This is a genomic window from Acinetobacter sp. P1332 (assembly GCF_044057475.1).
Classification (GTDB): Bacteria; Pseudomonadota; Gammaproteobacteria; order Pseudomonadales; family Moraxellaceae; genus Acinetobacter; species Acinetobacter johnsonii.
This window is the reverse complement of record NZ_CP171158.1, coordinates 202,993-226,633: the sequence shown is the minus strand read 5'-3', so window position 1 is coordinate 226,633 and position 23,641 is coordinate 202,993. Positions and strand designations below refer to the sequence as shown.

Genomic DNA, 23,641 nt, shown 5'->3' with positions numbered 1-23,641 from the left:
TTTTAATTCTGTTGTAATGCCTGTTGCCAAAACGGGTCTTGATGCCATAACTCAGGCATTCCCATATTGGCTTTAGAGAGTGATGGATACTGCTCAATTAAATCTTTGAGTCGTTTTGCCCATGTTGAATTTGGGCTGATCTTATAAAGTAAGGTTTGTATTGCCACCAAAAGCATATAGGTACGCTTCTCATAGCGAATCGCGGTATTACTCAATATGATTGGTTGTTGAAGCCATTGAATTGCATTTGAAGTTGGAATCTTAATGCTGCGACCATGTTCTTTATTCCATAGTCTGCTATGGTGGGCGCATAAGTTTCGCACGTCATTCAGGCTTTTCAGCCATGATTCCAAGACTTCAGCATGTAGCCCTAGATTCTGAGCGATCTGTTTTTTGGCTTGATTGGATTTTAGCCCGACATAGAGATGGCTTAGTTCACCCCATGTCAGCATTTCGATCATCATCCATGAAGGCGGTAATTTCGGGCTGTCATATTTAGATAAGTAGTGGCGTAAGAAGTTTTCTTTACGCACTTTATCTTTCAACCCATCTTTGTCAGTCTGAGAGAGTGGGCGTTTATCAATAGCTTTTTCATCACGCTCTAAACGGCTTTTTTCATCCATTAATTGCCGTTCAATACTGGCAAGTAAACGCATGTGGGCATAGTTATGGCTAAAATGCTGTTCATCGGTGTACCAAAAGGCAGCACCCGATTGATGGCACAGTACATTGCAAATTTGTGCCCGTATTGCCACTTCAATACGCTCAATGGCATCCATGACCAAGAGCCTTAACTCTCGGTCAAAGATATATAGGTTGAGTACATCATCAAATGTGGTATTGGCTTTAAATTGATGTAATACCGTTGAATTAGCTGTAACTGCTTGCTGAAAAGGAATGGTATAAGCAGATAGGCGATAGTAGCCTATAAAACTGAGGTAGCGGTCTGCCCGTGCAAGATCAGGAATGATCAAGCCACGATCTTGCCATGTTTGAAGATGATCTTGATTGCTTTTTGCCTGTTTTATGAATTGAACCATAGTATTTTCTCAGGCAAAAAAAACCTGCCGATTTGTGCGTGAACAAGCGAACTTGAACCTAGGCATGGCAGGTATGTTGGAAAGAATAATGACAAATGTCGCTATTGAAGTAAAGCTAAATTTACAATTTGCTAAAAATTTCATGCCATGTGCTCCCGTACGTCAATCTTGCCTGTAACCGCATGGGAGATAATTGAAGCACGATATTCTTTTAGTTTTTCGATTAAGGCTTGTTGCTTGAAGATCAGATTGTCTAATATTAGATTTTCAGAATCTAAATACTCAACAATTTCATTTTGAATTTGTAAAGTTGGCAAAAACATCACAATATTCTTAACATTGTCTTTATTTAGTTTTGGTTGTGCAGTAGAAGTCATAGAAACTTGAAATTGATATTGAATTGTCTTGCTGTTTATTAAGTAATACATGAATTTGTTATTGATTCTTTGTTCTTTAAATCGGAGCAAAAACATATTTGGTGCTAAAGTGGCTTTTATTTTTTTATACGGCATTAAGCAAGCAAATCCAGCGTAAGCACCTACATTTGCTAATAATAATTCACCACCAAAAAGCTCTGATTTTTTCAAATATTTATGAGCATCTTCTGTAATATAAACTCCATTATTATTTAAATCCTCTCGAAGATCAGTCAAGCGTACTAATCGAGAAAAACCATAATCTAAATAATTTACATTTTTAGCTAAATCTGCAAACGAGCCATTGGCTGTATAGTCAGTTAAAACCTTTATCGTACGTTTAATTGAATAGTATTGCCAATCACAGGGAACCCTTCCCAACCATTCCACACCACTATCTTTCATCAGTGCATTCGGGTTTAAACCTTTGGTGACAGCATGAGAAATAATGGATTTACGCTGTTCTTCTAAAAGCTCAATTAACTTTTCTTGTTTGCTAATGAGTTTGTCAATTCGGGTGGTTTCAGTGTCGAGGAATGAAACAATGCGTTTCTGTTCATCCTCACTTGGTAAAACAACAGGCATTTTATTTAATTCGTCCATCTTTAAAGATTGACGCATACCTTCGCCCATAGAATAAAATACTTTCTGTAAATCGTAAGCACGGAATAAATAATTATAAAAATCTGCATTTTGTTTGGTTTTGACAGCAATATATGCAGACGTAATAATTCCGTGATATTTTGAGATAGCACTTCTTAAACTACGTTTATCATTTTGTAAATCTGTAAAACGGAAAACAATATCATTAGGTTTAATAATTTGATAAGTTTCAAAGGATTCAGGTAATAAGCCTTTGTTGTCATCAATATTCTTTTCTTTAATATTTCCATAACTTAAAGACAAAACATTGGTTTCTTTTAAGCCAATATTTTTCTTTTTGTTTTCAGTAAAAAGATAATAAAACCTTTTCAAACTCCAATGCTCAGGTACATCATCTAACCATTCCACACCACTCGGCTTATAACTTGGGTATTGTTTAAATTCCATTTTTAAACCTCCCCAAGCAATTGTGCGACTTCGGCAGACAACTCTTTGATCTCCGCCATAATTTCATTTGGATGGCGTGGTTGCTCAAATACATAAAAATAACGGTTAAAGTTAATTTCATAACCCACCACACCAACTTGACCATCCTTGGTGTCGGTATAACTGGTATCAGTCACCGCATCAGGCGCATGAGGAAGCACCTCTTTCGCCATATAGTCCTGAATATTCTGATTTAAAGGGATATTTTCATAGTCAGTGAGTTCACTATCCATTTGCACTTCACCGTTAATTTCAACAGCTTCGGCATCAGGATTTTGTACACCAAACGCAGCGATCAAAGCATTCTTTAAGCCCTTACTGACTTTGCTGAGTGGTAGATTTTTCAGGAATGTATTCTCAAACCAAGCATAGTCTTTGCCGTCACCAAACTGCTGCTCAATATAAGTGGCTATTGTTTGTCGGTCGCTGTCCAGTAACTTGCCAAACTCTTTTGATGCTTTAAATAACTCCAGTTTTTTACCATCAAATTGAAGATTGATGCGTAGAGGACGTAATACTTTCACTCGGCGGTAGCCAAAATCGGTATAGTCAAAAATCTTGCTGACTGAACTTTCTTCAAAATCAGCGTAAATACGGCTAATCGTATCAATTGAATCTTGGTCAATAAACTTGCGTTTATTGCCCTCATTTTTACGCATGGAAGAACCCATGCCAGTTGCATCAATCAGTTGCACTTTGCCTTTGCGTTGATCGGGTTTACGGTTTGAAATCAACCAAATATATGTACCAATACCTGTACGGAAGAAAATATCTGTCGGTAATGCCACAATTGCTTCGAGATAATCATTTTCTAAAATAAAGCGTCTAATTTCCGACTCGCCTGAGCCTGCACCACCGTTAAATAATGGTGAACCTGATAGCACAATCGCACCACGACCACCACCATTTTCAGGCAGTTCTAGTTTGGAAATCAGATTTTGTAAAAACAGCATTGAGCCGTCACTGGCTTTAGGCAAGCCCGCACCAAAACGCCCATTTAAGCCTTTTTCTTTATGCTCTAATTGAACCGCACTGGCATCTTTCGCCCATGACATACCAAAAGGCGGGTTAGAACATTGATAGTGGAAACGCTGTCCTGCAAATAAGTCATTACTGAGTGTACTGCCCAATTTAATATTTTGCGATAAATCACGGCTTGGGTCAGATTCTAGTTTTTTTAACAGCATTGAACCCAATGCGACAGCATGAGTTTCAGGCTGTAATTCTTGCCCGTGGGGTACAAGTACAGGGGCAACTTTATAGCGGTCCTTAAAACCGTCTACATAGTTCATCATGTCGGTTAGGAAGCCCGATGTACCACAGGTTTGATCATAAATAGTGCGGATTAAACCATTCTTTTGTTCAAACAGCTCATTATCAGGCTCAAGCAATAAAGTTGCTGCCAAATGCACAATATCGCGCGGAGTCATAAAGTCCTCAGACCCCGTACCGACTTCTGCACCAAATCTTGCAATTAAATGTTCATAGACATTACTCATGGTACGGTCAGGCACAACATTCGGATGTAAGTCGATGGCAGCGAAATTATTGCAAATACGCAGTAATAGATTGGCTTTGGCTAATTTATTAATTGTTGTATTGAAATCAAATTGTTCAAAGATGACACGTACATTTTCAGAGAAATTGGCGATGTAATCTTCAAGATTAGCTTTGGTTTTTGTACCGCCTAAATTGGAAAGGTTATAAGTCGATTTGTTATAGAACGGATTGCCGCTTACGTTAGTAAGAATATCGTCAAGCGCCATCCCTTGATCTTTGAATTGCGCATAAGTATTGAGAACAGCTTCTTTCGTTGGCTCAAGTACACATTCCAAACGTCTTAATACCGTAAAGGGTAAAATGATTTTGCCGAACTCTGTATGTGGGAAATCACCCCAAAGATCATTCGCATTGTTCCAAATAAAACTTGCCAGTGTAGATTCGGTATTGTTTGGTGCAGAAGCCATTTTGTTTTTCAACCTTATTTTGCAATAGTTAAATATTATGCAATAAACGTAAATTTTTCAACCTTGAAATGCAATATTTAAAAATTTCAAATCTGACTACTTTTTTATTTCATAATAAAGACTTAATGTTAAAATTTATCACAGGATAATCATTAGGCTTGGTGTGAGATGCCAAATAAGCAAGAAAAAATGACAGCATTTGGACAGTTTCGTATCTTAAAAATTGGAACAAAGTATATTCAAGCTGAACTGATCGGTAGTGTAAAAAATTATCAAGCCCAACTTGTCAAAAATGCCGTGCTATCAGATATAGAAATAGGTGCAACCATTTTTCTGAGAGTAAATGATCAATCTACCCAAAACAGATATGGCACTAAAGTTCAGTTTGAACCAATTGAGCTTTTAACTGACCAAGCTGAAATTGAGAAATACATTTTGGCTGACAGGAAGCGAGTAGCAGAAATTTACATTCAAGCAGCACAAGAAAATTTGGATAAAGGTTGGTATAGCGGTGATGCCATAGATAAGGCACTATTTTTTAGCGCAAGCCATCCAACTTATAAACCAATCAATATTGAGCTACGCCACAGACGACTCAAAAATATCATTCATGCTTGTTGTAATTATCAGTACAAAACAACAGCACACTTCATTCATTTGTGTCGAGCAACTATAGATATGTACAAAGATGAACAACGATTGAGTGATTTGGAATTAAGCCAGTTTGAACAAAGCATCATTAAGATTCAATCTGATTTGAATTTATCAGAAGAAAATGCTCAACAAAAAGCAAATGAATATTTGAGTCAACTAAAAGGATTATTAAAAAGCTAAATTCACTTTCAACCTTATAATGCAAATTTTAAAAATGATTAGCTCAAGTAGTTTCAACCTTAGATTGCAAAATTAGAGTTTGTTAAGTTAAAAATAAGGTGAGATTTATAAAAATCCCACCCTAAAATGCAAATAGCCCTTAAAAGAGGTGGAGAGTATGGGCTATAAAGAGATTAAGTGTTTAGGCTTCAAGTTCTTTAATAGCGATCCTCGTGGTGAAACTGATTTTGCACTGGATTTTAGGGCAACATTGCCACACTAATCTTGAAAACATTGACTCAAAAAGAAGCCCCGATATTCGGGGCTTTTTCATATCTGCTTTTACATATCGAACGACTGTCCACGTTCGTTAGTTTTGTTTAAATTCTGCGGTTCTATACCATACAGCTTTAGACCATCACCTAGAACGAGATCATCTACACGCTTTTCAAAACGAGTAAAGAAATCGTTCAGTCTTTGGAAGACTGGTGGTTCATCTAACAGTTTGGCCATGTTGTTTAATGTTTTACTTAGACTGTTCACAAGATTGAACTTTTGTTGACGGTCCAAAGACAAGCTGTTCGATGTATCTAAAAGGGTGGTGAGGCTTTCTTGAACCTTTAGATAGTTTTGATCATTGGTCACATTACTGACAATCAAATGCACTACTTTGTTTTTGATCTTCAATGTATCCAGATTCAATTGATCAAATGCAATGGTCCTATCAGTAAGATTTTCTCTAAATGTTTTGAGATTCTGCCACTCTGGATGTGCAGCCTCTAAATCAGATAAAACTTTCATGATTGACGCACGGTATTCGCTATCAGACGCACTAATCACAAAAAGTTCAGGATACGACCGCTTCTTAGAAACTTCTTCCTGAGCTTTATTGAGCTTATCTTCAGCGACAGCAATTGAACCCTCAACATCGGCATTACTAATACCAGCTTCATGAATTAACTTTCTAGCTTTATACATTTCTGCTGAATGAAGCCAAAAAGCGGTAAAGATAGCTGACTTAGCGTAGCTTTGATGATCGATACCTTGCTGAAGGTTTTGTTCGGGAATGGTCGAACGATCCACACTCTGCAATTTAACTGTATCTTTGTTGATGTCCTTGGATACATCAATATGTACTTTGGTATTTTGCATGCTATCCATACTTGGGTTTGTGCTAGTGGTTGGTTCTTTGGCACCCATTTTCTCGAATTCAATATCACCGGCTTTAATCTTTTGATGGCCATCTGCAGTAGCTACAACTTTCAAAACATCATTTTGAACTTTGGTGACATCAATTTCAGAAAGGATCTCCATATAAGACTTAATGCCCTCAAGAGTCATGACGGGCGTAGATACAGGTGCCGTAGCGGTTGGAGTTGATTTATCATCAAATGCTTTATCAAATGACGGCGGTTGGTACTTTGGTTTTGCATAGGATTTCGTGCTACCTGTACCAGCTGGTCCATCATAGTTAGCTTTTGATAGATCTTGTTTACGCTTTTCAATATTTGCGTTGTAATTTTCAATATTTGCTTGGTTTTTAGCTCGTATGTTCTGCAATTCCAGATATTTTTCATCTGATTGTGCAATCACAATGCCGTAATTCGGTTGGTATTCTTTATTAGGGAACTTGGCTGCATAAGCTTCGCGTTGACGGTTGTAGCGGTTAATTGCATACGCAACTTCAGGGATCTTGTTGTCTATACGTTTGACGGCGTTATTTAGTTCTTTTGCCAACTCTGCAGCTAAACGTTCAACACCTAAATATTGACGAGCATCATCCCAATCAGAAACAGATAATTTATTTTGGAAAACTGGGGGTAGGGTGATACGTGTATTTTCATGTTTGCTCACATCACCTAACACACCACTTAATGAAAAGTTGTGACAAGCTTCTTGTAAGCCAGGATTCAAACCAGACTCAAGCGTTTGGCCAGCATCGTTATCATAACCAACAAATATATTGGCTTCAGGATTGATGCTGCGGATAAGCTCAGCAACACTTGAGATATTGGATTTACTGTATGACGCTAAAACTTGTGTGTTTTCTGCAGTAAAACCCTCACCCAATAAACCAAGCTCTAAACCAGCATCCAACGCCTTACGTGCGCTGATCGCTGTTGCCCAACCCTCCTTGATCAAATAGTTCTTTGCATTTGGGTTAAAGACTTCATAGCCAACATCAGGATTTTTGCTAACAGGCAAGAATGCATCTTTCGTTTTGGCTTTATCAAAAAAGTACTTGCCCTTATGCAGTACTTCTTCAAGCTTGTTGGTTTCTTTGTTGCGCTTTTTTTGGCGATGGTGGGTGATACGCTGTAAATTGACGACTTTGTTATTGGTGTCAATTAACGGTGCAAGAATGACAGCTCTGCTTTTACGTAAATCAAAGCCTTTTTTCTTTTCGCCCTCAAGCTCAGGTTCAAAGTTGATAAAATGCTTTTGATACGCTAATACATTCTCTACTGTTTCAACGAGAAGCTGTTGATTGGTGGCTGATTCAGGAAGTTCACGCTTTACTGCTTCAATGGCTTCATCACGGGTAAAGTTATCTTTACGCATGATTTTAGCGCCGTATGGCTCTAGGTTCTTTTCAACCATATACGGCATTTGTCGAATGTCGCGTTTAAAGGTCTGAATGCTTCCAGTTTTATTATTAAAAAATGAATCGTCAATAACTTTACCAGCACGTTGCCACTCAATACGGATAGCGATTTGTGCAGCTAAGAGCTCTTTTTCTTGTTGAAGTAGATGCTTCTTTTGAGCTTCTTCAAACTCACGTACACGGCGATCAACATCTTCTTTGCTTGGTGGTTTGTAGTTAGGGTTTGAATCTCGTTGAGGCTTGATTACGTTCTTATAGTGGTCAGCAAAAGCAATTGAGATTTCAATGTCAGTTACACCAAAGCGGTGTCCTTTGAGCACTGGCCAGTATTCACCAGTATCACGGTTCATGTTTGGATAGATCCAATACATCCCTCGTGGTTTGACATTGTTGCTACTTGATTTACTAGGGTTATCTGATTCGGTGAGGCAAGGCACTTTTTCATCAAATACGGTCACGAATTGATATTTACCAGATGACTTGAATACGAATCCGTAGTTTCGCTCCAGTTCTTCTTGGAAAAACTGAAACATCGTATTTAAATCACAATTATGTCGGGCGCTCGGTACTTTCTCAGCCATAACAATTCCAATTTCTAATATATATTCAGGTGCAATGTGCTACCCAGGTTGCATAGGACTATTAATCATATGCTTAAGAAAATTTATACTTTTAGTATATACCGATTCTAAAAACATTTCTGTTTAATCTTTAATATAAGCTATGTCTAATAAAGGTTTAAAGAAAAATTAAAAGTTTTAATTTATTATTTTAATAAAAAAGATTTAAGCCCTCAATGTTATAATTTACAGACAATAAATAGGTTATGAGTGACCACTTATTTAGGGTTAAATTACTTTTATTAATTTGAGGTTTATATGTCAAAACAGTTGTTTTCGGGTTCTGTTGTAATCAATGGCAACGCCAATGTATACAGTTCAGGTTCAAACCATCAAATCGTTGGAAGTGGAAAACGAGTGACTAAGCAAGTACCTGTAAGCCCATTTAACGAAATCTGTATGAAAGGTCCAATGAGTCTGAAGTTTTTTGCTTCAAGTGATTCTAAAATGGAAATTACTGCAGACGATAATATTGTGGATCTTATTAGTGCTACTTTTCAGGGTGGTGTATTGGTTTTAGCTATTCAGGACAATGTGAGTTTTAGTACTCAGAGGTGGTTCCACTTGTTTGAACAACTAAAAGCGTATTTATAAGTGATATTCCGCTCTAGTTAAGCCACCTTGTTTTGTTGGGGTAGCTGATCATAGTAAAACTCATTTGGTGTCATTTTGTCTAGACTCGAATGAGGTCGTTTCAGATTATAAAACTCAAAATATGCACTCAATTGCTTTTTCGCATCTGTGACACTGCTATAAGCTTTGAGATACACCTCTTCATATTTAACGCTCCGCCATAATCGTTCAACCATCACATTATCTACCCATCGACCTTTACCATCCATACTGATTTGAATGCCATTTGATTTCAATACATCAATAAATGCATCACTGGTGAACTGACTGCCTTGGTCTGTATTCAATATTTCAGGTGATCCATATTTTTCAATCGCTTCATTTAAAGCCGAAATACAAAAATCCACCTCCATACTAATCGATACCCTATGCGCAAGTACCTTGCGGCTATGCCAATCAATCACAGCACATAAATAAACAAAGCCTTTTGCCATAGGGATATACGTTATATCAGTAGACCACACTTGATTACTGCGCTGAATAGCCAATCCTTTGAGCAGATATGGATATTTACGGTGAGCTTGATTAGCCTGGCTTAAATTTGGTTTGCAATATAACGCCTGAATACCCATTTTCTTCATTAAAGTACGTGTATGACGTCGTCCTATATGATGCCCTTGACGATTCAACAAATCACGCATCATACGACTGCCTGCAAAAGGATATTGCATATGTAATTCATCAATACATCGCATCAGCTTCAGATCTGATGAGCTAACAGGTTTTGGGCGATAATAATAACAACCACGAGAGACTTTCAGTAACTTAGCTTGTTTAGATACTGAAATCTGAAGTGAGTGATCGATTAACTTTTGTGGTTGAAGCGGCCCAGTTTCTTCAACACACCTTCTAAAAAATCAATTTCTAATGCCTGCTCACCGATTTTTGCATGTAACTTTTTAAGATCAATGGGAGGTTCTGATGGAGCTTTTGATTGATCGAAAGCTTGTGAGGAAGCTGAGATCAATTGATTTTTCCAGTCAATAATTTGGTTTTGATGAACATCAAACTCAGAACTCAATTCAGCAAGTGTTTTTTCTGCTTTGATCGCAGCAAGTGCTACCTTAGCCTTAAAGTCGTTTGAATGATTTCTTCTTGGTCTACGTGCCATAAAATACTCCATATATTGATGTTTATAACATCATTTGAGGAGCAGAGTATCACTTATAGGAGTTGTTCAAATTTCCGGATCCATCTCTCTCGTTCACCGTTAGAAGTATCGATCACTTACCCAACTTTAAAAGCTATTGATTTAAAAGGTTCAGGCAATATCCAGATCTTAAATCTAAATGAAGATAAATTTACCGCAAGTATTAGTGGATCTGGAAATATGGATTTAGACGGTACCATTGAACACTGTGTCTTATCTTTGAAAGGATCAGGCAATTTTGATGCGTTACCACTGAAAAGCACCAATTTAGAAGTGGCGCTATCTGGTTCAGGCAATATCTTTTGTACAGCTATCAATTCAGCTCAAGTACAGCTTTCAGGCTCAGGCAACGTTAAAGTTTATGGAAACCCAATCCATAAGACACAAAACCGAACTGGTTCAGGACAAATTAGTTTTAAATAGGTCGATAAACCTAGTTGTAAGACACTAAACCGAACTAGATCAGGAAACATTTGTCTTAAGTAGATCGATAAACCTAGTTCAATGAAAGTTTAGAGAAAAATAAACCCCAAAAGTTTGCTACCTTTGGGGGTCTATGTTTGACATTCAAATTATCGAAATAAAAATATTATTAATGAAGTTTTCGGACCATTCAGGATCGTTCGATTTACTCAAAATATCTTTGAGCCAAACCTTTAATGTTTCAATTGGATAATCTGCATTTTTGTATAAGTTAATCACGGTGATAATCTGTTGATTCAGTGCTGTTGTTGAATCATTACGTGCGATCATTTCTACAAGTTTTGTGTAGGCCTGAAGGAGTTCTGGTTCTTCAGCTCCAGTGACTTTACGGGGTTGCTTGCTAATCTGGCCAAGAATCTCAATAAATTGTTCTTTGACCAGCTCAATCGGGTGGATCTGACTAAATCCCTGTTGAGTCAGTAAGGCGTATGCGCGTAAAACCAAGCTAAACCAATTCTTTTTGGTCATGCTATCAGGATAGAGGCCTATATCATCCAACTGTTGTTTGATGCCAAAGAATAGGGCACTGATAGAGTAGTTCGGGTTAACCGTGCTTTGAATTGCAGTCGTCCACACGGCATTTTGCATTTTATGACGTATAACATCACGCGTGTAATCAACGCCGTATAAACATTTAAAATCGTTCCAGTCACTTAGATCTAGCTGTTCTTCAGTAAATTCAGGTCCAATCATGGCTGCGTTTACAGCTCGGCATGCTTCTGTTGCGTAATAGATACCGGGATTGCGCTTTATTTTGCTTTCTAATGCTGTTTTATGGTCATTATCATTGAAAATATAGAAGCGTGAAAACGGGAATTCGGCACGGAAATCACGTACTACATTCATGATGTTGCCAGCCACGTACACGACAATGACTGGAATAGAGTATTGAATTGATTCTGCAATTGCTTCACCAGTGGCGTAGCCCTCACAAAAGATTATCCGATCTTGGTTCCATGCATCCAATGGATCTTTATATAAGATTTTGAAAGCGCCGTTTGCAAGTACACCACGTAATGTAAACTTATCTTCACCACGCTTGTTTTTGTGTTCAGCGATGGTCTGAAGGAAAATGATTTGATTTTTGAGGTTTTGCCCCTCAACTAAAAGCTTGTTCTGGCGTAGCGACTGTTGATCTAGATCTGGTTGCAGATCAATAATACGGTTCAGAATAATGGTGTTGTTCTTGTGTTGAGGGTAGTACTGGCTGACATAATCAATCAGCTCATTTTTAGTGAAGTTGCTTGGATTGTACAATCTAGCATGACTGAAGCTAATCTGCTTTTTCACATTGTAGTTGTGTGGACGGTTTGACAAGGGTAGGCTTCTGGCCCATTCAAAACCCATATAGATTTGAGCCAATATCTCTTGGTCTTTTTTGTTCTTCTCAGCACTTTTGCATGAGTTTAAGAAGCGTTTAAGATCTTCTTCTTGCTGTTCCTTGGTATATACGGTGTCACCAGGTTGCAGATCCATTTCTTGAATGTATTCATACAAGCTGTAAGTGAAGTTTGCACCGCCAGCATGAAACCAACCATAAGACATACGTGCGTTATCTAGATCTACAAGATACCAGGCCGTTTTTTTCTTATTTTTTGTGGCGTCATTGTGGTGATTGGTTCTGAGGTAAATACGTTTAGAGCTTCGTTCAAGCTGAAAGTCACTCTCACGATCAAATACAATGCCCTCATTTTCAAGATGCGATCTAAATATTTTAGATAGCGTACCAATATCGATACCATACTTGATCATGAGGGGGTTCATAAATAAAGAAACTCACTTATAAATATTTTATAACCAGCGGTTGAGCAACGACATATTTTGATGGGTTGTTAGTTTGCAACGTGATTTCATGAGCGTAATGCCATGCCTTAGTGATACGGTTTAGGATGACACTTTCAAGGTCGTCTTCTAAGAATTCGTAAAGATTAAATCGCACGTTGTTTAAGATCAGTTTTTTATAACCTTTCACAAGGGTATTTAAAAAATTCTGGGATTGGTCCATAAAGGCGTTAACGTCAGCATCATAACTTATTGTGTTATTCACGACTGCATTATAAAAGTACTGCTCAGAATCAATTTTAATAATATGCATCTGCTCTAAGAATGACTCTAAATAAGCTGGATGCATATTTTTACTTAAAAACTTACAGATCCGCTTATTCTTGTTGTCGTTAAAATAGATGTATTTAGAGGTTAGCTCAGCATTAATCACTGTGACATATTCGCCGTCCACACGAAACTTCACGGTATTATTGTTGGTGAACTGCAGCATTAATTCTGTGAAGATATAGCTATCTAACGTTTTTTCATGCTTAAACGTCTGCTTGTCCAAGAAATAACTGTTGTACTGAAGATCTGCAACATTGGCATAGCTTTGAACGAATTGAGCTATGTCATTGTGCATGTTTTGGGTGTCGAGATCCGATACTTCAGTTGAAACCGATTGAAAGGCACTATTTTTATAAAGATGCCCTAATAATTCTGTTTGATTGTAGTTTTTAGGTTTAACTTTCAAGCCAACAGTAAACTCGTCTTGCTCATAATTCCCTTTAATTAGATTGCTTAAATAACTTTCAGCTTCTTGAAAAGATACGTTTCCAAGGTTGTCTAAAAATGATTTTAAGGAAGTGCCATCTAATCGTACTGCAACATGAGATATAAATGATGGATCGAACTCGAAACGCATAATACTTCATTGATTGAAATGGGTATTAAAATTATATAACAGGTTTAAGGAAAAAAGAATGAAAACCTTTAAGTATTATTACCATAAAAGTAATTTTGAATTGATTTAATAAGTTTAGTTTCGGTTTCTTGAGTATATAAACTACCTGAAATTAGTTTTAAGCCAGTATCAGTTTTAAGCCAATGTAGTGTATTAAAATGGTCATTAGCGATATGGCTACTCTTGTGCATGCGCGACACAAAACCAGTGTTCAGACCAGTATCAAACAGGCGTGGACAACTTGGTGCGTGGACATGATAGAGGACTTCACGGCGTTGATTGCTAGAGGGTGATTTACCTACGCCACGGCGTACTGGCATACCTTTGTGCTTTCTATAACTATTGAGAAATGAATCAATCGTATCGTTATACGTGGGTTGCATCAGGTAGCCACGGTGATTGTAGATGTCAGTTTTAGGATGAATAGAAAAATTAAATAAGCTAAGCATTTTACCAAGTAAGATTAATAGCTCAGGACTACCTTTAAGGTTGGTACCAATCAAACTATCTTTAATGGTTTTAATAGTATCCGTGCGATACTCTAAAACCACATAGTCTCCCCAATTAGAGGTTAAGCTTAAAGGATCTTCATCAGATATGTTGGCTTCAGTATCTTCATAGCAAAACACGATGATCAGTACTTTAACGTTGTTTCCGTTAAACAAAACTTCGTTTTGATGCGCGAAAAAACCATATAAAGGTTTGTCGTTGTGTCCTAGACCTGGTGTATGAATAAAGTTGGTCCACTGAAAGTAGTAATTCAGCAAATGACCATCGACATAGCGACCGTTTTCATCATTCAATAGGGTGCGATATACATCATTTTCAAGCTTTAGCACGGGTTGGCTGTACCGCCAAGCGCTCAACGCTGCAGTCGTAAATGCAAAGTCATAAAAGTTAAACTCAGGGTTCATATTTTTATAGAACAATGCATAAGGCTGTAACACACTTTCCCATACCTGTAATGGGATAAAGATGTTGGAACCCCACTTAGGAATCTCCGCAAAATAACCAGTGCCATAGGTATGATTTACGTTATCCCAAAACAGGCGTTCTAGCTGTTTATAGTCTGGAATGTCTTCGCTTTTAACCAATGATGCTGTACATAATGCTAACTTTTTCTCCAGTGCCAATAATTGACTGACAGGAGGGTATAAGCGACCAGCTTTTTGCGTAAAAACTTCCGCATTCAACTTTGATATAACATCAGCAAAGATTGAATCTTTCACTATACTGGTCTTCCATAAAAGGTGTGTGAGGGTGGCTAATTAGTATAAGGCATTCTAACAAGTTGTATGTATTCTATAAGGCGTAAAACTCTAAAAAGTTGATAATATATATCAGTTTTTAAAGCATTCACATTTCATACATAATTCTAACCTTGCTCAAATATAACATCATATTGTTTGCGATTTCTAAACAACAGTTTAACTAATCTGCAATATATCAGGGTAGAGCTGAGTATAGGGCTTAATCATTACTTTTGTTCAGCATGAGATAATAGTTTGTGGAATTTCCGTGAATATGATTAAAAAAGCTTTAAAACTTATTAGAGATCGGTTATATTACGAATCAAGGGATATTACCCTATTTAATAAACTATTAGACTGAGATTGTTCTAATAGTTTTTTTTTGCCCTTTTTTTGACATTTCCTGTTTTTTCTTCTATAGCTTCTGCTATATTTCTCCATATTTTACTCTATTTTTCGTTATTTTGATTAATTTTTAATCAATGTTAAAAGCTTAAATAATCAGCAACTTAGCCATTTATACCCACTACTATCCACAAAAACCTGTGCATAAAAAAACCAAATATTAAATCCCAAAATGGAATTTCTTCAATTTTAAGCTATAATTATGCTCATAGTTTTAATCATTGTAGTGGACTTAGTTATGAGCCATGTAGACCAAATAGAAACGATTAAAATTACTAACCGCGAAATCGGAATATTGCCTAACAATGTGCCAGTAGTAGATCAGTTTTTGAATAACTACCGCACACATAAAGCATCAACGACTCATTCAGTGGCTAGTAATTCACCTTTAATGAACATTACCAATTCAATGCATGTGCATCGAGTAGAAGATTCCCCCTATACTCAACCTATTCGTAAACTTCATTAGAAATAAAAAAAGCAGCGATTTCGCTGCTTTTTTATTGCCTATTGCATTTCTTTAGTGCTGATCCATATAGCTTTGAGTGAGCTTCTTACGCTCGTAATTCTCTTTGAGCTGTATGCCAATACCAATAATTATTATAGGTAAAATGGCTAGGGCAAAAAGAATGCAGATCGAATCAAAAATTGGCCTGGGCATATGAGCGCATTATTGCGGATTCGCATTGGTTAATTCCTCCAGTGTTGGGGTCGTTTGCGGGAGAGGGCGAAATCCTACGCTAAGGCTTTGGCCAACGATATTCTCCGGTAAGATTGATGTGTTCCCAGGGGATAGGAGAAGTCGCTTGATATCTAGTATGACGTCTGTCGCACCTGCTTGATCGCGGCCGCGATAGCTAGATCGCGTTGCTCCTCTTCTCCATCCGCGTTCCAAGCTGCGGAAAGGCACCCATAAGCGTACGCCTGGTCGAGCAGGCGACGCGGATCGACGTCCAGCGCACGAGAGAATGCGTCCGCCATCTGTGCAATGCGTCTAGGATCGAGACAAAGGTCGTCTCTGTCAGCCGGATCGTAGAACATATTGGCGGCGCCAAAGCCCACTTCACCGACCAGACCGACGGGATCTATCACCAGCCAGCCGCGACTGGAGAACATGATGTTTTCATGATGCAGATCGCCATGTAGCCCACGCAGTTCCGAGGCATTGCTCATCATTTGATCGGCTATAATCGCCGCGTGGACGTAGTCAGTTTGACAACCTGCGTTTTGATCATCGCGCGCCCGCTGAAACAAAGCTGCAAAGCGATCCCGGATCGGGAGAAGGGCAGAAGGCAGGGGTTCCTCAGATGCGGCATACAGCTTCGCCATTAGTTCCGCTGCAATTTCGGTCGCCTGGTAGTCGCCGTGCTCGGCAACGATGTGAGAGAGCATTCGCTCCCCGGCATATTCGAGCAACATCAGATTGTTCTCACGACCGAGCAACCGGACTGCTCCCCTCCCATTGCGCCATACCAGATAGTCGGCCCCGCGCAGTTCATCAGCAATGTCTTCTATAGGTTTCAATCCCTTGACGATTGCAGGAGTCCCGTCTGGCAATGAAACTTTCCAAACGAGGCTGGAAAAGGTGTCCGCAATGAGAACAGGTTGCGAAACGTGCCAATGAGCAGGAAAAACAGGCGGCATGAACATCAACCCCAAGTCAGAGGGTCCAATCGCAGATAGAAGGCAAGGCGTTCGCGGTCGGGGGCTTCGATCCCCAATACATTGAATAGGACAGCGAAGGCGCGCTCTGCTTCATCTGGCGCTGCCCAGTTCTCTTCGGCGTTAGCAATCATGAGTGCCAAATCGGCATAGCGATCTGCTGTTCCGAGCCGCCCAAGGTCGATCAGACCCGTGCATTGAAGAGTTTTAGGGTCCACCATGAAGTTCGGCATGCAGGGATCACCATGGCAAACAACCATATCGGTGCGCTCTTGGTCGAGCCGCACCGGTAGCTCTCGTTCGACACGAGCCAAAAGATCGAGCTGCGGCGTACTCTTGTCCTCGTCCGGTAAGAAGTCGGGATTGACGGCATTGCGGGACACCACATCAACGGCGCGTCCGAACATTCGCGACAGCCTGCGCTCAAACGGACATTGATCAACCGATAGGCTGTGAACAGCGCCAAGTTGCTGCCCCATTGACGGCCACGCTTTGAGCAAATCCGCTCCAGACAGATCAGCCGCCGGTACTCCCGGAATTGCCGTTATCACCAAGCATGCACCCTCCTGTTCCTCCTGCCAGTTGATCACCTCGGGGCAAGCCACACCTCGACCTTTGAGCCAAATGAGGCGGTCACGCTCTCCAGCGAGCTCACCGCGGCGGGAAGCAGGTGCGATTTTCGCGAAGGCATGCCCGTCACCACGTCGAAAAACAAAATCACCAGATTCTCCGCCTCTGACAGGCAACCAGTCAGAATGCGATTCACCAAAAAAAATATTAGTTCGATTCAATGGAGGTTCCTTCAGTTTTCTGATGAAGCGCGGAGGTGAGAGGTGGTCCCACTTGTTTGAACAACTAAAAGCTTATTTATAAGTGATACTCTGCTCTAGTTAAGCTACCTTATTTTGTTGTGGTAGCTGGTCATAGTATAACTCATCTGGAGTCATTTTGTCCAGACTCGAATGAGGTCGTTTCAAATTATAAAATTCAAAATATGCGTTTAATTGCTTCTTCGCATCCAAAACATTGCTGTAGGCTTTGAGATACACCTCTTCATATTTAACGCTCCGCCATAATCGTTCAACCATCACATTATCAACCCATCGACCTTTACCATCCATACTGATTTGAATGCCATTTGATTTCAATACATCAATAAATGCATCACTGGTAAACTGACTGCCTTGGTCTGTATTAAAGACTTCAGGTCGGCCATATTTTTCAATAGCTTCATTTAATGTTTCTATGCAAAATGTAACCTCCATACTAATCGATACTCTATGCGCAAGTACCTTGCGGCTATGCCAATCAATCACAGCACATAAATAAACAAAGCCTTTTGCCATAGGGATATACGTTATATCCGTAGACCACACTTGATTACTGCGCTGAATAGCCAATCCTTTGAGCAGATATGGATATTTACGGTGAGCTTGATTGGCCTGACTTAGATTTGGTTTACGATATAACGCATTAATGCCCATTTTCTTCATTAAAGTACGTGTATGACGTCGTCCTATATGATGTCCTTGACGATTCAATAAATCACGCATCATACGGCTACCTGCAAAAGGGTATTGCATATGTAACTCATCCATACAGCGCATCAGCTTCAGATCTGATTCACTCACAGGTTTTGGGCGATAGTAATAACAACCACGGGAGACTTTCAGCAGCTTAGCTTGCTTAGATACTGAAATCTGAAGTGAGTCATCGATTAACTTTTGTGGTTGAAGCGACCCAGTTTCTTCAACACACCTTCTAAAAAATCAATTTCTAATGCCTGCTCACCGATTTTTGCATGTAGTTTTTTTAGATCGATGGGTGGTTCTGTTGGAGCTTTTGATTGATCGAAAGCTTGCGAGGAAGCTGAAATCAGTTGATTTTTCCAGTCAATAATTTGGTTTTGATGAACATCAAATTCAGCACTCAATTCAGCAAGTGTTTTTTCTGCTTTAATCGCAGCAAGTGCTACCTTAGCTTTAAAGTCATTTGAATGATTTCTTCTTGGTCTACGTGTCATAAAATACTCCATATATTGATGTTTATAACATCATTTGGGGAGCAAAATATCACTTATAAGTGTTGTTCAAATTTCCTGATCCACCTCTGTGGCTCAACCTGCGAAAAGAAACGAGTTGCTACGTAAGTCCGAGAACATGCTTTCCATGGTCTCTGAGCTCGCCTTTGGGACCGACATATCGGTAGAGAGTGACGCGCTCGATGCCGAGTTCCTTGCAGAGATCGGAAACTGAAGTATCGCGCTGGGCCATGGCGGCTTGTGCGAGACGCACCTGAGCTTTGGTGAGCGCGAATTTTCGTCCGCCCTTGCGACCGCGCGCTCTCGCGGAGGCGAGACCCGCCATGGTGCGCTCTCGGATCAGATCCCGCTCGAACTCGGCCAAGGTGGCGAAGATTCCGAACACCATGCGACCGGACGCAGTCGTGGTGTCGATCTGAGCGCCCTTTCCAGTCAGAACCCGCAGGCCGATCTTGCGGTCTGACAGCTCCTTCACCGTGTTGACCAGATGGGCAAGCGATCGTCCGAGGCGATCGAGCTTCCAGACCACCAGCACATCGCCGTCACGCAATGACTTGAGGCAGGCAGTCAAGCCAGGGCGATCATCACGACCGCCGGAAGCAAGATCATCATAGATATTGTCCCGTTCGACACCTGCGGCGCGCAAGGCGTCGTGCTGCAGGTCGAGAGACTGCGAGCCATCGGCTTTGGAGACGCGGGCATATCCGATCAGCATGTATCACAAACGTTGGTTTGAGGCGGCGCTTCGGCCACGATTGCATTGACCTCTGGAAATGTATCTCAACCAGCTTCATAAACAAAGCGTCTTGAACGCTATCAGATTTTGAAAAAGGAACATGTATGCCGCGTCGCGTCACTCTAACCGATCGGCAGAAAGACGCGCTGTTGCGCTTGCCGACTTCACAGACGGATTTGCTCAAGCACTATACGCTGAGTGATGAAGACCTTGGGCATATCAGGCTGCGTCGGCGCGCTCACAACAGGTTCGGCTTCGCCCTGCAATTGTGTGTCCTGCGCTATCCCGGCCGGGTGCTGGCTCCAGGCGAACTGATCCCTGCAGAGGTCATCGAATTTATCGGAGCGCAGCTTGGCCTGGGTGCCGACGATCTCGTAGACTATGCTGCCCGCGAGGAAACACGGCACGAGCATCTTGCCGAGTTACGGGGGCTCTACGGCTTCCGCACCTTCTCCGGACGTGGTGCGAGCGAGCTGAAGGAATGGTTGTTCCGAGAAGCCGAGATGGCGGTGTCGAACGAGGATATCGCCCGTCGCTTCGTAGCCGAGTGCCGACGCACCCGCACTGTCCTTCCCGCGACATCCACGATCGAGCGGCTTTGTGCCGCGGCTCTCGTCGATGCCGAGCGACGCATCGAGACGAGGATCGCCAGTCGGCTGCCTATGTCGATCCGAGAACAGTTGCTGGCATTGCTCGAGGAGACGGCTGATGATCGGGTGACCCGTTTTGTGTGGCTGCGCCAGTTCGAGCCTGGCTCGAACTCTTCGTCGGCCAACCGGCTGCTCGACCGGCTCGAATATCTGCAACGCATCGATCTCCCCGAGGATCTGCTTGCCGGCGTTCCTGCCCATCGGGTGACTCGTCTGCGCAGGCAGGGTGAACGGTATTATGCCGACGGCATGCGCGATCTCCCGGAGGACAGGCGGCTTGCGATCTTGGCTGTTTGCGTCTCGGAATGGCAGGCGATGTTGGCCGACGCAGTGGTCGAAACCCACGACCGGATCGTCGGCCGTCTCTACCGTGCTTCGGAGCGTATTTGCCATGCAAAGGTCGCAGACGAAGCGGGGGTGGTGCGTGACACCCTGAAATCCTTCGCCGAGATCGGGGGCGCCCTGGTCGATGCACAGGATGATGGCCAGCCGCTGGGCGATGTCATCGCGAGGGCACTGTTGCAAAGTTAGCGATGAGGCAGCCTTTTGTCTTATTCAAAGGCCTTACGTTTCAAAAACTCTGCTTACCAGGCGCATTTCGCCCAGGGGATCACCATAATAAAATGCTGAGGCCTGGCCTTTGCGTAGTGCACGCATCACCTCAATACCTTTGATGGTGGCGTAAGCCGTCTTCATGGATTTAAATCCCAGCGTGGCGCCGATTATCCGTTTCAGTTTGCCATGATCGCATTCAATCACGTTGTTCCGGTACTTAATCTGTCGGTGTTCAACGTCAGACGGGCACCGGCCTTCGCGTTTGAGCAGAGCAAGCGCGCGACCATAGGCGGGCGCTTTATCCGTGTTGATGAATCGCGGGATCTGCCACTTCTTCACGTTGTTGAGGATTTTACCCAGAAACCGGTATGCAGCTTTGCTGTTACGACGGGAGGAGAGATAAAAATCGACAGTGCGGCCCCGGCTGTCGACGGCCCGGTACAGATACGCCCAGCGGCCATTGACCTTCACGTAGGTTTCATCCATGTGCCACGGGCAAAGATCGGAAGGGTTACGCCAGTACCAGCGCAGCCGTTTTTCCATTTCAGGCGCATAACGCTGAACCCAGCGGTAAATCGTGGAGTGATCGACATTCACTCCGCGTTCAGCCAGCATCTCCTGCAGCTCACGGTAACTGATGCCGTATTTGCAGTACCAGCGTACGGCCCACAGAATGATGTCACGCTGAAAATGCCGGCCTTTGAATGGGTTCATGTGCAGCTCCATCAGCAAAAGGGGATGATAAGTTTATCACCACCGACTATTTGCAACAGTGCCGATAAAAATATATCATCATGAACAATAAAACTGTCTGCTTACATAAACAGTAATACAAGGGGTGTTATGAGCCATATTCAACGGGAAACGTCTTGCTCGAGGCCGCGATTAAATTCCAACCTGGATGCTGATTTATATGGGTATAGATGGGCTCGCGATAATGTCGGGCAATCAGGTGCGACAATCTATCGATTGTATGGGAAGCCCAATGCGCCAGAGTTGTTTCTGAAACATGGCAAAGGTAGCGTTGCCAATGATGTTACAGATGAGATGGTCAGACTAAACTGGCTGACGGCATTTATGCCTCTTCCGACCATCAAGCATTTTATCCGTACTCCTGATGATGCATGGTTACTCACCACTGCGATCCCCGGGAAAACAGCATTCCAGGTATTAGAAGAATATCCTGATTCAGGTGAAAATATTGTTGATGCGCTGGCAGTGTTCCTGCGCCGGTTGCATTCGATTCCTGTTTGTAATTGTCCTTTTAACAGCGATCGCGTATTTCGTCTCGCTCAGGCGCAATCACGAATGAATAACGGTTTGGTTGATGCTAGTGATTTTGATGACGAGCGTAATGGCTGGCCTGTTGAACAAGTCTGGAAAGAAATGCATAAGCTTTTGCCATTCTCACCGGATTCAGTCGTCACTCATGGTGATTTCTCACTTGATAACCTTATTTTTGACGAGGGGAAATTAATAGGTTGTATTGATGTTGGACGAGTCGGAATCGCAGACCGATACCAGGATCTTGCCATCCTATGGAACTGCCTCGGTGAGTTTTCTCCTTCATTACAGAAACGGCTTTTTCAAAAATATGGTATTGATAATCCTGATATGAATAAATTGCAGTTTCATTTGATGCTCGATGAGTTTTTCTGATAGTTAGTCTTTGTAGAGACACAAACCTGAAATTCCGGACACCGCGCTTCAGGACATCTCCCTGGACGCCGATATCTGGCAGTATCCGGACGGTACTATCGAACGCCGGGCCAACGGTACTACCCTGCCCTTTATGACTGACGACCGGCTATCTCACCCACGCACTTCTCCCTGAAATTTAGCATCGTCGCGGTTAATGTCGAAAATTTGCCACCTGACGTGGTTGGCATCGAGGGTGAAAACTGCCGTGGCGAGGGTGTTCTCCTCATCCGGATCGTCGGCAGCCAGCCGGTATTCACCGGCATCAATTTTCAGATTGATATCGTGCAGCACCTGGGTGGTGCCGAAATGTTTAGCGACCGCGCTAAATTCGGCACTGTTGCAAAGTTAGCGATGAGGCAGCCTTTTGTCTTATTCAAAGGCCTTACGTTTCAAAAACTCTGCTTACCAGGCGCATTTCGCCCAGGGGATCACCATAATAAAATGCTGAGGCCTGGCCTTTGCGTAGTGCACGCATCACCTCAATACCTTTGATGGTGGCGTAAGCCGTCTTCATGGATTTAAATCCCAGCGTGGCGCCGATTATCCGTTTCAGTTTGCCATGATCGCATTCAATCACGTTGTTCCGGTACTTAATCTGTCGGTGTTCAACGTCAGACGGGCACCGGCCTTCGCGTTTGAGCAGAGCAAGCGCGCGACCATAGGCGGGCGCTTTATCCGTGTTGATGAATCGCGGGATCTGCCACTTCTTCACGTTGTTGAGGATTTTACCCAGAAACCGGTATGCAGCTTTGCTGTTACGACGGGAGGAGAGATAAAAATCGACAGTGCGGCCCCGGCTGTCGACGGCCCGGTACAGATACGCCCAGCGGCCATTGACCTTCACGTAGGTTTCATCCATGTGCCACGGGCAAAGATCGGAAGGGTTACGCCAGTACCAGCGCAGCCGTTTTTCCATTTCAGGCGCATAACGCTGAACCCAGCGGTAAATCGTGGAGTGATCGACATTCACTCCGCGTTCAGCCAGCATCTCCTGCAGCTCACGGTAACTGATGCCGTATTTGCAGTACCAGCGTACGGCCCACAGAATGATGTCACGCTGAAAATGCCGGCCTTTGAATGGGTTCATGTGCAGCTCC

19 protein-coding genes and 1 pseudogene are annotated in these 23,641 nt (G+C 41.9%); 5 read left to right on the top strand and 15 right to left on the bottom strand.

Annotated elements, in window-relative coordinates; all coding sequences use genetic code 11:
- Positions 1-2: 2 nt before the first annotated feature.
- From ACFN7Z_RS18590 to ACFN7Z_RS18580, 3 genes are all read right to left on the bottom strand, one after another.
- Entirely contained in the window at positions 3-1,040 is a 1,038-nt protein-coding gene (locus tag ACFN7Z_RS18590) for an Abi family protein (protein WP_005006148.1), read from the bottom strand.
- Between the two features lie 140 nt (positions 1,041-1,180).
- Positions 1,181-2,506: a restriction endonuclease subunit S gene (locus tag ACFN7Z_RS18585; RefSeq protein ID WP_044431827.1), complete on the bottom strand. Its 1,326-nt coding sequence runs from the start codon at positions 2,504-2,506 to the stop codon at positions 1,181-1,183.
- 2 nt (positions 2,507-2,508) lie between these two features.
- The gene (locus tag ACFN7Z_RS18580; protein ID WP_005006153.1) at positions 2,509-4,512 is read right to left on the bottom strand and encodes a class I SAM-dependent DNA methyltransferase; all 2,004 of its coding nucleotides are present in this window, start codon (positions 4,510-4,512) and stop codon (positions 2,509-2,511) included.
- Between the two features lie 168 nt (positions 4,513-4,680).
- Here ACFN7Z_RS18580 and ACFN7Z_RS18575 point away from each other — a divergent pair, with 168 nt between their 5' ends.
- Positions 4,681-5,346: a hypothetical protein gene (locus ACFN7Z_RS18575; RefSeq protein WP_005006156.1), complete on the top strand. Its 666-nt coding sequence runs from the start codon at positions 4,681-4,683 to the stop codon at positions 5,344-5,346.
- A gap of 321 nt (positions 5,347-5,667) precedes the next feature.
- Here the strand turns inward: ACFN7Z_RS18575 and ACFN7Z_RS18570 are convergent, their stop codons facing one another.
- On the bottom strand, positions 5,668-8,511 hold the full coding sequence (locus tag ACFN7Z_RS18570) for a hypothetical protein (protein ID WP_395442691.1): 2,844 nt from the start codon (positions 8,509-8,511) through the stop codon (positions 5,668-5,670).
- Between the two features lie 297 nt (positions 8,512-8,808).
- Between ACFN7Z_RS18570 and ACFN7Z_RS18565 the strand changes: the two genes are divergently transcribed.
- On the top strand, positions 8,809-9,144 hold the full coding sequence (locus ACFN7Z_RS18565) for a hypothetical protein (RefSeq protein ID WP_395442690.1): 336 nt from the start codon (positions 8,809-8,811) through the stop codon (positions 9,142-9,144).
- A 17-nt stretch (positions 9,145-9,161) separates the two neighbouring features.
- Here the strand turns inward: ACFN7Z_RS18565 and ACFN7Z_RS18560 are convergent.
- Positions 9,162-10,306, bottom strand: a protein-coding gene (locus tag ACFN7Z_RS18560) for an IS3-like element ISAba14 family transposase (RefSeq protein ID WP_099046175.1) whose coding sequence is annotated in 2 segments (ribosomal slippage) — positions 9,162-10,042 and positions 10,042-10,306 — 1,146 coding nt in all. Because the reading frame shifts where the segments join, the coding sequence is not laid out codon by codon here.
- Here ACFN7Z_RS18560 and ACFN7Z_RS18555 point away from each other — a divergent pair.
- Positions 10,268-10,756: a GIN domain-containing protein gene (locus tag ACFN7Z_RS18555; RefSeq protein ID WP_395442689.1), complete on the top strand. Its 489-nt coding sequence runs from the start codon at positions 10,268-10,270 to the stop codon at positions 10,754-10,756. The genes ACFN7Z_RS18560 and ACFN7Z_RS18555 overlap by 39 nt on opposite strands.
- A 144-nt stretch (positions 10,757-10,900) precedes the next feature.
- Here the strand turns inward: ACFN7Z_RS18555 and ACFN7Z_RS18550 are convergent, their stop codons facing one another.
- From ACFN7Z_RS18550 to ACFN7Z_RS18520, 7 genes are all read right to left on the bottom strand, one after another.
- Complete coding sequence (locus tag ACFN7Z_RS18550) at positions 10,901-12,568, bottom strand: virulence-associated E family protein (RefSeq protein WP_010591044.1); 1,668 nt, start codon at positions 12,566-12,568, stop codon at positions 10,901-10,903.
- A 28-nt stretch (positions 12,569-12,596) separates the two neighbouring features.
- Positions 12,597-13,505, bottom strand: a complete 909-nt coding sequence (locus ACFN7Z_RS18545; protein ID WP_024160890.1) for a hypothetical protein — start codon at positions 13,503-13,505, stop codon at positions 12,597-12,599.
- A gap of 68 nt (positions 13,506-13,573) precedes the next feature.
- On the bottom strand, positions 13,574-14,773 hold the full coding sequence (locus ACFN7Z_RS18540) for a hypothetical protein (protein ID WP_005028487.1): 1,200 nt from the start codon (positions 14,771-14,773) through the stop codon (positions 13,574-13,576).
- Between the two features lie 1,239 nt (positions 14,774-16,012).
- Positions 16,013-16,849 (bottom strand): aminoglycoside O-phosphotransferase APH(6)-Id, encoded by an 837-nt coding sequence (locus ACFN7Z_RS18535; protein WP_000480968.1) that lies wholly within the window; start codon positions 16,847-16,849, stop codon positions 16,013-16,015.
- Positions 16,849-17,652 carry an aminoglycoside O-phosphotransferase APH(3'')-Ib gene (gene aph(3'')-Ib, locus ACFN7Z_RS18530; RefSeq protein ID WP_001082319.1) on the bottom strand — a complete coding sequence of 268 codons (804 nt, stop codon included), beginning with the start codon at positions 17,650-17,652 and terminating at the stop codon, positions 16,849-16,851. Before aph(3'')-Ib ends, ACFN7Z_RS18535 begins: the two co-directional genes overlap by 1 nt.
- Before the next feature lie 99 nt (positions 17,653-17,751).
- Positions 17,752-18,884 (bottom strand): IS3 family transposase gene (locus ACFN7Z_RS18525; RefSeq protein ID WP_245118860.1). Its coding sequence is split into 2 segments (ribosomal slippage): positions 17,752-18,632 and positions 18,632-18,884, totalling 1,134 coding nucleotides; the frame shifts between segments, so codons are not numbered across the junction.
- Between the two features lie 118 nt (positions 18,885-19,002).
- On the bottom strand, positions 19,003-19,617 hold the full coding sequence (locus tag ACFN7Z_RS18520) for a recombinase family protein (RefSeq protein WP_000904906.1): 615 nt from the start codon (positions 19,615-19,617) through the stop codon (positions 19,003-19,005).
- A 125-nt stretch (positions 19,618-19,742) separates the two neighbouring features.
- Between ACFN7Z_RS18520 and ACFN7Z_RS18515 the strand changes: the two are divergent.
- Positions 19,743-20,798 (top strand): annotated as a pseudogene (locus tag ACFN7Z_RS18515) (DUF4158 domain-containing protein); the annotation flags it as partial.
- Positions 20,799-20,852: 54 nt separating this feature from the next.
- On the opposite strand, the gene ACFN7Z_RS18510 reads toward ACFN7Z_RS18515, so the two are convergent.
- Positions 20,853-21,557, bottom strand: coding sequence for an IS6-like element IS26 family transposase (locus tag ACFN7Z_RS18510; RefSeq protein WP_001067856.1), 705 nt, complete (start codon positions 21,555-21,557; stop codon positions 20,853-20,855).
- A 129-nt stretch (positions 21,558-21,686) separates the two neighbouring features.
- Between ACFN7Z_RS18510 and ACFN7Z_RS18505 the strand changes: the two genes are divergently transcribed.
- Positions 21,687-22,502: an aminoglycoside O-phosphotransferase APH(3')-Ia gene (locus tag ACFN7Z_RS18505; RefSeq protein ID WP_000018326.1), complete on the top strand. Its 816-nt coding sequence runs from the start codon at positions 21,687-21,689 to the stop codon at positions 22,500-22,502.
- A gap of 153 nt (positions 22,503-22,655) precedes the next feature.
- Here ACFN7Z_RS18505 and ACFN7Z_RS18500 read toward each other — a convergent pair whose 3' ends face one another.
- Both ACFN7Z_RS18500 and ACFN7Z_RS18495 read right to left on the bottom strand, forming a co-directional pair.
- Positions 22,656-22,835 carry a hypothetical protein gene (locus ACFN7Z_RS18500; RefSeq protein WP_000902128.1) on the bottom strand — a complete coding sequence of 60 codons (180 nt, stop codon included), beginning with the start codon at positions 22,833-22,835 and terminating at the stop codon, positions 22,656-22,658.
- 91 nt (positions 22,836-22,926) lie between these two features.
- Positions 22,927-23,631 (bottom strand): IS6-like element IS26 family transposase, encoded by a 705-nt coding sequence (locus ACFN7Z_RS18495; protein WP_001067856.1) that lies wholly within the window; start codon positions 23,629-23,631, stop codon positions 22,927-22,929.
- Positions 23,632-23,641: the final 10 nt, after the last annotated feature.